The sequence below is a fragment of the Methylobacterium sp. E-025 genome (genome assembly GCF_022829705.1).
Taxonomy (GTDB): Bacteria; Pseudomonadota; Alphaproteobacteria; order Rhizobiales; family Beijerinckiaceae; genus Methylobacterium.
The window spans coordinates 1-8,932 of sequence record NZ_JAKSYR010000002.1 but is presented as its reverse complement, the minus strand read 5'-3'; the positions used below and the strand labels follow the sequence as shown (position 1 = coordinate 8,932).

Sequence of the window (8,932 nt, the reverse complement as noted above, 5' to 3'; positions counted from 1 at the left end):
CGACGGTGAGCAGCGCGGCGCCCGAGCCCTGGATCAGCTCGAGCCGGTGACGGTCCTCCGCCCGCAGGTGGGTCTCGTCGAGCAGCATGTCGGCGTAGCCGAGGATGCCGTTCAGGGGCGTGCGGATCTCGTGGCTCATCGTCGCGAGGAAGTCGCTCTTGGCCTCGCTCGCCCGCTCGGCCTCGGTACGCGCCTCTTCGGCGACGCGCGTCTGCTCTTGCACACGCTGCGCGAGCGTCGCGTTCAACTCGAACAGAGCGCGCTCCGCAGTCTCACGTGCGGTTTCGTCCCTAAGCGTCAGTACCGCCCCGATCTGCTGGCCATCCGCCCCACGAAGCGGTTGAGCGTTGCCAATGGCCAGCACTTCGACACCGTCCGGCCGGACGATCCGCCACCGCGCCTCCCGAACCGTCTCCCCACGCACCGCGCGCGCCAGCGGCAACTCAAGCGGCGGGTAAGGTCGCCCATCCTCGGTGAAGAGGCGGTAGGTGTCGCTGTAGGCATCGGGCTCGACATCGAGGCGAGCAACACCGTGGATGGCAGCGGCAGCCCCGTTCACCATCGAGATCCTGCCCACCGCATCGGTGACGATCACGCCCTCGGCGAGCTGATTGAGGATGATGGCCTGCGTCGCAGCGGCAGTCTCAGTTTGGTCCGCGGGGGCGATCGGGAACCGGGGGAAAGGCTGCATGTGGACCAGCGTGCCGTGTCAGTTTTTGCCCGGCGAGACCACAGGCGGGCGATCGCGATCCAGGAACTCCAGGGTTCGAACGAACGATACGCCTGCCACCCTGTAAGAGAGGTAAAATGCCTGTCAGCCTTCAGCGGCAGACATCGTGCCTCCTGTTAGTCGCTGGTCAGCGACGGGCCATCTGCTACACGGCAGGCCTCTCGACGCTCGCGCGCCGCGGCGGTCGCGAACGCCGGCAGGCAGCTCGGCACAGAGAGCACGCGATGACAGGTCGGCGCGGGCCAGTTCCCTGTGCCGTGCCCGTGAAGCCTTGGGCCGGGTGATCGCGTGAAGGTCGGTGCTGCGGGGAACAGGAACCGCCGACGCCGGCTTATGGCCTGCTTCGATCGCTCCCGGCGGACCCTCTCGGCAGCGGGCACTTCTCAGAACCTAGGACCACCAATCATGCTCAGAGACGAATGCACGCGCGTCCTTCGGACTCTGATCGAGAAGGCGCAGCGCGAGGATCTGGGTACGGCTCAGAACGCTATTCTACGGTTCGCCATGAACCAGTCCGAGCCGCAGGCCAGGGCAGCGGCTATGGATGATCTGCTGTCGGACCTCGCGGGTGAAGAGCGGGCCGACAGCGGCTCCGATATTCAAAAGGCTTTCCGCACCGTCCTCGTATCGATGATCGAACGGACGAAGATAACGGTCGGACCCGGTTCACCCGGACATGCGAGGTAACGCCCTTCTCAATCAGCGGCTGACACTTTACCCCCCATACTCCCCCGTTACGCCGACCCGTCCAGAGCGTTCGATCTCGCTGCGGCGGCTCGATACCTCAGTCTCGATCCGGTCGCCTTCAGCGCCCTCGTGGAAGACGGGAAGCTGCCCCGCCCTCGCCGGCTCGGCGAAGCTGTTGTCTGGGAGCGGATGGCGCTCGACACGGCGTTCGAGGCTGCCCCCGTCGAGCAGGAGCCTGTGCCGCCGGCTCATCAGGGGCCGGGACCGAAAGATGCAGGGAAGCGGAAGGCTCCGCCCCTAATGTCGAAGGAATGGCCCAGCTACCACAACGTCTACACGCCTGAGACGCTGGCCGATCGGTGGCAGTGCTCTGGCAACCACATCCGAAACATGATTCAACGGGGCGACCTGGCCGGGTTTCAGTACGGCGGGAAGCTGCTCCGGATCTCGGCCGCGGTCGTGGCAGCCTACGAAACCAAAAACACGGTTAAATGATTGACGGCTCTGTCCACGACCGTTTCCTAAGATTTCAACAGGGACACTGACAAAGATGGTGTTCAAAAGCGTGATAGAGCGTCGGACAATCAATGCACGTTCTACCTGAATTGTATAACTCCAGCTACAACGCAAAAGTCAAGATTTTTACCATTTTACGTAACGATTAAATAATTGATCGCAATAGATACGGCTATATGGTTTGGATAAAACTGAACCTTACGCCGATTTCAAAAAAAATTAGCTCGTCATTTTGACTATGGACTCCCTTATAATGAGAAGCGCTTCAGAATCGCCTACCAGGACATGACCGTAAAGCGAACCTATACACAGCACGCCGTCATCGTCCCCGCCCTCTGCATGCGCTACGACGGATCAGATTTTCACGCTGTCACTGCCGACATTTCGGTTAGTGGGCTGAGGTTACGATCCGCGACAATGCCACGGCTCGATGAACGCCTCGTCTGCAACATCCGCGACGTAGGGGCGATCAACGTTGAAGTTGTGGGAGTAGGAGCCTGCGACTTCGTCATTCGCGTAAAGGGCACCAACCCCGCCCCCGGCGAAATAGCGCGGCGTCTCATCGACTTAGCTCGCCAGCAAAGCCGCCCTCCCGAGGTCGTTCGCACTCACCGTCGAATTGTTCCTACACGAACAGACCTGCAAGTCACCCTTGAGGATGGCAGCCTCATACCTGCGCAGATCGTGAACTTATCAGCATCAGGCGTGGCGCTGCGCCTCGATGTTCCGCTCGCGGTAGGACAACCGATCACGATTGGGCAAAGACGTGCAACAGTCGCGCGCCAAATCGAGCGCGGCATCGGCGCAGCTTTCCTCGAACCACTCGACGACGTAGCAGTCAGCGAGCACACCGTGCTGTGAAGGCACAACACCGCACCTGTGCACATCATTTCCAGTGTGTTTCTGAGCTGCAGAGCACGAGGGGCGTATCGGCGAAAAAGCAGGTGGCGGCCCTGCTCGGGGGCAAGCAGGACCGCTGCAGCGGATCGCGAGGACCTGCCGACTGCGGATGCAGCGGCGTCCACCATGAACCAGACAAGTTGTTGAAGGATGAGCGATACGTCGTCGGCTTTACCGTCGCCGCCGACCCCGTTCCTCGTCGGCCACCGCTCCCACCGCCGCGATGGCGTTCTCAAGCTACGCGATCCGCTTCAGGTTGCTGTCGGCCGGCTTCGTATCGTACTGAGCGGCTTCCATGATTAGGTCGCGCTGGCGGGCCTTAAGATGGTCTAGGAGGGCGTCAAGCTTGTCCATGGCGCGCTGTAGCGAGGCGTGCCTTCCTCGACAACATGGCACCCGCCAGCAGCTTTCAGTGCGTGTGAGGTGATGCCCCTACTCCTGCTTTGACGCGGCCTGAACAGGGCTGTGAGTGATGTTTCACGCACTATGGCCGCCGCGGTCGACGGCGCGCGGACGCTTGCGCAGATGGAGGAGCTATCGCGTCAGGTGTGGCAGGGGCACGGGTCAGGTGCCTTGGGCGACGCGGAGGCCCAGGCGCTTGCCGAACGCCTCCACGGGCGTCGCAGCGCGATCTGAGAGGGCGTCCGGCCCGTTGGCATCCCCGCCGGCCGTGCGAGCCTGTTCCCACCTCGGTGCGCGGCCGTCTCGCCTGATAGATCAGCATCGCGAGACCGTCGCCGGTTGCTGGCCTGCTCCGGCCCGATGCCGCCGGCCCTCGCTAGTAGGTTCACGACCAGGCAACTCGCGGTGCTGCGCATCGTCGGCGACGAGGTAGCCGGCAAAGGCGTGTGCGGGCTCTGCATCGACGCCATCGCAGCGCGTGCTGGTGTGTGCCGACGGCTGGCCCAGGCTGCGATCCGCCTCGCCGAGGGCGATGGCCTGCTAATCATTCAGGAGCGTCGGCATCAGGGGCGGAAGAACGAGCCGAACCTGCTACGCATCATCAGCCGGGAATGGCAGGCATGGATGCGACGGGGACGCCGCCTCCTGGCCGAGGGGGGGGGTGCAAACCGATGCACCCCAAGGATAAGAGGGTGTTAAGTTCGTGGAAAACAAGGCCAGCAGCACCGTCAAAGAAGCTGCCGGAACGGCAGGGTCGCTCTCACGCCAGTGGCTTACGAACATCCGCGCGGGTGGCGGAGCCGGTGCGAGCTATGCGGTGATGACATGTAGGCGAACGGTATGACGAACGACGACTTTCTCGCCAACACAGGGTTGCCGGCCTACTTCGCAGCATCAGTCGGTGGATTGGCCGACGCGATCCGTGCCGCGCGCAACGCCGAGGCTTACCTCTGACGATCAGGGCGAACGCGGCGAAGGGCGAGCCGGGCTTGTCTGATGCCTCGGATGCGCTTCGGTCAACCGTGCATGCCGTTGGGGACATAGACGCTCATACATTAGTATATCCGGCGACCTCTTAACCGAGCACGTACTTTATCAAATTTTCGAACCAAAAAACCTTACTTCTGATAGAGGAGAAAGGATCAAACCCGTTAGGGCAACCGATATCTTTTACAACCTATACTTTTCATACCTCGCCCATTCAAGTTTAAGGTTGTGGCGCATCGGTAGGCTATCAATGAATGTGATGCAAAAGCAATTTAAGCAGAGTACCTAATAGATTAGAACACTAATTAGTGCTTAATTAAGGATTTTATCGTATGCTATGATTACCAGCAATATGTAGATATCTTTAAGGACAGTCATGCCGCTCTTGCGGAAGATCGCCCCGGTTCTGGCTGCAGGTTTTGCTCTCGCCAGCATCAACGCCCACTCTCAAGATTATAGCGATCAAAAACAAAGCTATAAACGGCCCGATCTTATCCCATTTCCAGAGGAAGCACCCTATTCACCGCAACTGGCAACTCTCGGAAAGATGTTATTTTTCGATCCCCGTCTAAGTGGAAAGCAGAATATTAGCTGTGCGAGTTGCCACAATCCATCCTTTGGCTTCGAAGTCCCAGTTGCAGGCGCGATCGGTGCAACCAACAAACCTTTGCCGCGAAAGGCTCCAACTGTACTGAACGCAGCTTGGATATCGCCATTGTTTTGGGATGGGCGTGCGCCCAACCTGGAACTCCAGGCTATGGGCCCAATTACTGCGGAAGGAGAAATGGATGGTAAGTTCCCGCAGATTATCGGGCGCCTAAAGGGTATTCCAGAATACAATACGTCGTTCAAAAAGTTGTTTCCGATGGATGGTGTCACGCAAGACAACATCCTCACGGCGATTGCGACCTACGAACGCTCGGTTGTGGCCGGATCCGCACCGTTTGACCGCTGGATTGAGGGAGACGATGTAGCGATTTCGCCTGCTGCGCAACGCGGCTTTGCTTTGTTCAACGGCAAGGCTGGATGCGCAGGATGCCATACGGGCTGGAACTTCACGGACAGTCAGTTCCACGACATCGGCATTCCGACCAAGGATGTCGGTCGAGCAGCATTCGCGCCCGACGATCCACTCGCGCAGTACGCCTTCAAGACGCCGGGCCTGCGCAATCTGACCTACCGCGCTCCATTCGGCCATGCTGGCCAGTTTGCCGACCTCGACGCGATTATCACCTTCTACGAAAGTGGTGGCATTCCACGGCCATCCAAGTCGCCGCTGATGAAGCCACTAAGTCTTAGCGCCGAGGAGCACTCGGATCTGATCGCCTTTTTGCGCACCTTAACAGCCGAGCAGACGCAGACCGCCCTGCCGAACCTGCCAAATTGACGCCGACGACGGGACCTCGCACGATGTCGATCCGCTATAAGATCCTTCTTCCCCTACTCGCGTTCATGCTCCTGGCAGCCCTGCTATCAGGTGTCACCGGTCTTGTCGGCCTTGGAGCGGTGACCGACCTTGCAACACTCACCGAGCGCACGAGTGAGGCGAACGAAGTCAGCCGGGCGGCCCGAGATGATTTTCGCCAAGCGGAAGAACTGCTGGCACGCGTGACCGCGATGACCGACCTTATCGACATGGCCCCCATCAACGCTCAGTTCACCGCAGCGAGTGACGAATTGATGGGTTTGCTCGGACGTTTGAAGAACACTGCGTTGTCTGATCGGATGCAGACGTTATCGCGAAGCACGGATACGGACGCGCGTCAGTGGCGCGCTGATGCAGAGATCCTGCTCGGCATCCGACCAGCGCGAGAGATCCCCACTCAGGAACGGTTGATACGGCAAGGCCGCGGCCTACAAAAACGCTTCGATGAGATTGTTGCACTCGCAGCAGAGGATGCCCGCACTCAGATCGTATCGACCCGTGAAGCGACAGCCTCGAAGATCTGGATGATGCTCGGGCTTGCAGGCGCTGTAGTACTCCTCGGTTCGGCGACCGCGTGGTGGCTCGCAGGGGGCCTGGCGAAGCCGCTGGTTCGTCTCACTACTGATACCAGCCGCCTAGCACAGGGCGATACCAGCGTCAGGCTCTTGGGTGCCAACCGCAGCGACGAAATCGGTGACATTGCCCGGGCTGTCGTGGCGGTTCGTGATATGTCGCTGGACGAAGCTGCCAAGCAACTCGCGACGACGGAGGCTGGTCGCCTTCGCGAGGAGCAGGCACGACGAGCGCTGCTGCGCGATCTCGCTGATCAATTTGAACGCTCCGTCGGCGCGATCGTCGAACATGTCGGGCAAGCGGTCGGCAGCCTGCAAGCCTCATCCAACACGATGTCGGCAGCTGTCGATGGCACCGCTCATCGCTCGGCCACCGCGGCTGGAGCCGCGCGGCAAACCAGCGACAACGTCCACGCGGTGGCGGCGGCGGCGGAAGAGATCGGTGTGACGGTCGGAGAGATTGGTCGTCAGGTTGAACAGGCGACTGCGATGTCGGCGTCCGCTGTGCAAGCGGTCTCCCGAACTGAGCGGACCATGGTCGATCTCGCTGCGGCTGCAACGCGCATTGGTGACGTAACGGGCATTGTTTCAAGCATCGCTGGACAGACGAACCTCTTGGCGCTCAACGCTACGATTGAGGCGGCACGCGCTGGGCAGGCTGGTCGCGGGTTTGCCATCGTTGCCGCCGAGGTGAAGGACCTAGCGACCCAGACCGCCCGAGCGACTGAGGAGATCGGCCGACAGATTACAGCAATCCAAGCAGCCACGGATGGGGCGGCGGAAGCAATTCGGGACATCGTCGGGCAAATTCATGCAATGAACGGCGTAACGATGAGTATCGCTGCCGGCATTGAGGAGCAGGGTGCCACGACGCAAGAGATTATGCGGAGCATGGTCCATGCCTCGACGGGTACGGACCAAGTCACCGTGAACATTTCTGAGGTCGCGCGTTCGGCAGAAAGCGCGGGTAATGCCGCACAATCGGTTGCAGTCGCCGCTGATACGCTGGCCGGACAGTCCCATTCCTTACGTGCAGAGATGCGGCAGTTCCTTGCTAATGTGCGCGCGGCATGATTTCTAAGATCGGCTTTAAAACAATCTGGACAATTTGATCCTTACAGGAGCGGCGAACATCGCGGGCGTTGAGGTCGTATTAAACACTTCCTAGGGATCCCCAGCCCAATCAAACTAGCCGCTAGGTCAAACAGCGCCTCAGGAGTCCATCTCCTGGGGCGCTCGTCGTTTGAACGGGTTTTCTTTTTGGTCGTTCGGAAGAACCTTGTAGGCGCTGGGACGGCAAAGCCTAGCGACGCTCCTACCGACACATCCCCATCATGCTTGTTGTCGGCACGAGCGTTTAAAAGCGGCGATATGGATGCGAGCCAGTTCCCTGTACCATGCCGGTAAAGCCTCGGGCCGGGTGATCGTGTAAAGGTCGATGCGGCAGGGAACAGGAACCGTCGGCGTCGGCTTATGGCTCGTTCGAAGTCTCGAAGGGGTGGCGACTCTGCGGTCGGGGAGTGGACCACTACGGCGGATCTCAAGGATCTACCGGTAGCATGAAAAAAATTCGCTTCCGGGCTACGGAATACCGAGTTCGCGTAATTCGTAGAAAAGGCATAATTTTTCCCGGAATACTGACTTATGCGTAATGTAACAAAATTACTATAAAATGATAAAGGCCGTGTTAAGGGGCTATTAACTTTTCGATATCAGCATTGCTCCAAGATAGAGAGGTTGAGATAGGAAGGGACTTTACTATGCCAGAAAGAAGGCGAGTGCAACGACAATCTTGCACTTTAGACGGCCGCATCTTTTCTCCGCAACTCAGCGATCCTGTCCGCTGCACAATTACTGATATTTCGTCTTTAGGTGCCTTCGTTCAGTCCAATAGAGATCGATCCATACCCGCTAGCTTTGATCTTTCTATTGGCGGAAGTACTTTTCCACGTGCTTGCCGCATAGCCCGCGTAGAATATAATGGGTTTGGCGTAGAGTTCCTTGATCCCGTTCGTTGTGAGGTCGAGGAAATTTTAAGAGAGTACGCATTTAATGAAGAATTATTGTTCGAAGCTTTGTGTACCGATCTAGACAGCGAGGTCACTATTACGAAAACCCGTTTGGGAAAAACCACCACTGCCCTTATGGACTTGATTGAGCGTCGAAGCGCAGTGAGGTGGCAATCTAGTGATATTGATGAGAAGCCTACACAGATAAGACTATTGACACGCCTTTAGGACGGATAGAGCTTTGGAGCAATAGGCCGGACCCACAACTCAGGTCTTTGCAGGATCCATTCTGAAGAGTCTATCCGCTGTGATGGCAGCCAAGCAGGCGCTAGACATCATCGACCCCTACGCTTACCCGCCACGGGGCCTCGATCTCGCTGCGGCGGCTCGATACCTCGGCCTCGATCCGGGCGCGTTCCTCGGCCTCGTGGACAGCAGGAAGCTCCCGCAGCCGACGAAACGAACCTGTTTCGCTGGTCACGGTTTTCCTAGGCGCGATGTCTAGGGACAAGCTGCCAATGGCTCGTATTTCTTCGACCTCTACGACGGCAAAATGCACCGCGATGCGGTCGGCCACGAGTGTGAAGGACCTGACGACATTCGTTTAGAGGCGATGCATGCGCTTCCGGCGATCGCTAGAGACCAATTGCCAAAGGATGGCGACACGCAGTTCTACACCGTCCTCGTTCGTAACGAGAGGAGC

The 8,932-nt window shown here is 58.9% G+C and carries 9 protein-coding genes; 7 read left to right on the top strand and 2 right to left on the bottom strand.

Going from position 1 to position 8,932, the window contains the following annotated elements:
- A partial coding sequence (locus MKK64_RS00045) for a histidine kinase dimerization/phospho-acceptor domain-containing protein (protein ID WP_409567804.1) occupies nt 1-691 on the bottom strand: 691 nt, incomplete at its 3' end.
- Between the two features lie 444 nt (nt 692-1,135).
- Here MKK64_RS00045 and MKK64_RS00040 point away from each other — a divergent pair.
- The 6 genes from MKK64_RS00040 to MKK64_RS28325 all read left to right on the top strand — a co-directional run bounded on the left by MKK64_RS00040 (nt 1,136) and on the right by MKK64_RS28325 (nt 8,457).
- Nucleotides 1,136-1,417 carry a hypothetical protein gene (locus tag MKK64_RS00040; protein ID WP_147843474.1) on the top strand — a complete coding sequence of 94 codons (282 nt, stop codon included), beginning with the start codon at nt 1,136-1,138 and terminating at the stop codon, nt 1,415-1,417.
- A gap of 189 nt (nt 1,418-1,606) precedes the next feature.
- The gene (locus MKK64_RS00035; protein WP_243931610.1) at nt 1,607-1,912 is read left to right on the top strand and encodes a helix-turn-helix domain-containing protein; all 306 of its coding nucleotides are present in this window, start codon (nt 1,607-1,609) and stop codon (nt 1,910-1,912) included.
- A 438-nt stretch (nt 1,913-2,350) separates the two neighbouring features.
- Nucleotides 2,351-2,794 (top strand): PilZ domain-containing protein, encoded by a 444-nt coding sequence (locus MKK64_RS00030; protein ID WP_187275550.1) that lies wholly within the window; start codon nt 2,351-2,353, stop codon nt 2,792-2,794.
- A gap of 1,804 nt (nt 2,795-4,598) precedes the next feature.
- Nucleotides 4,599-5,609, top strand: a complete 1,011-nt coding sequence (locus MKK64_RS00025; RefSeq protein WP_409567803.1) for a cytochrome-c peroxidase — start codon at nt 4,599-4,601, stop codon at nt 5,607-5,609.
- 23 nt (nt 5,610-5,632) lie between these two features.
- A complete protein-coding gene (locus tag MKK64_RS00020; RefSeq protein ID WP_243931606.1) occupies nt 5,633-7,294 on the top strand; it encodes a methyl-accepting chemotaxis protein in 1,662 nt (553 codons plus the stop codon).
- Between the two features lie 686 nt (nt 7,295-7,980).
- Nucleotides 7,981-8,457, top strand: coding sequence for a PilZ domain-containing protein (locus MKK64_RS28325; RefSeq protein WP_409567802.1), 477 nt, complete (start codon nt 7,981-7,983; stop codon nt 8,455-8,457).
- A 100-nt stretch (nt 8,458-8,557) separates the two neighbouring features.
- Here the strand turns inward: MKK64_RS28325 and MKK64_RS00015 are convergent, their stop codons facing one another.
- The gene (locus tag MKK64_RS00015; RefSeq protein ID WP_243931604.1) at nt 8,558-8,806 is read right to left on the bottom strand and encodes a hypothetical protein; all 249 of its coding nucleotides are present in this window, start codon (nt 8,804-8,806) and stop codon (nt 8,558-8,560) included.
- Between MKK64_RS00015 and MKK64_RS28320 the strand changes: the two genes are divergently transcribed.
- On the top strand, nt 8,783-8,932 hold a 150-nt coding region (locus MKK64_RS28320), incomplete at its 3' end, for a DUF6894 family protein (protein WP_409567805.1). The two genes, MKK64_RS00015 and MKK64_RS28320, sit on opposite strands and share 24 nt — an antisense overlap.

Excerpts from the sequence above, each read along its gene's own strand:
- MKK64_RS00035 (WP_243931610.1), top strand. The coding sequence starts at position 1,607 with ATGGCGCTCGACACGGCGTTCGAGGCTGCCCCCGTCGAGCAGGAGCCT.
- MKK64_RS00025 (WP_409567803.1), top strand. The coding sequence starts at position 4,599 with ATGCCGCTCTTGCGGAAGATCGCCCCGGTTCTGGCTGCAGGTTTTGCT.
- MKK64_RS00020 (WP_243931606.1), top strand. The coding sequence starts at position 5,633 with ATGTCGATCCGCTATAAGATCCTTCTTCCCCTACTCGCGTTCATGCTC.
- MKK64_RS28325 (WP_409567802.1), top strand. The coding sequence starts at position 7,981 with ATGCCAGAAAGAAGGCGAGTGCAACGACAATCTTGCACTTTAGACGGC.
- MKK64_RS00040 (WP_147843474.1), top strand. The coding sequence starts at position 1,136 with ATGCTCAGAGACGAATGCACGCGCGTCCTTCGGACTCTGATCGAGAAG.
- MKK64_RS00030 (WP_187275550.1), top strand. The coding sequence starts at position 2,351 with ATGCCACGGCTCGATGAACGCCTCGTCTGCAACATCCGCGACGTAGGG.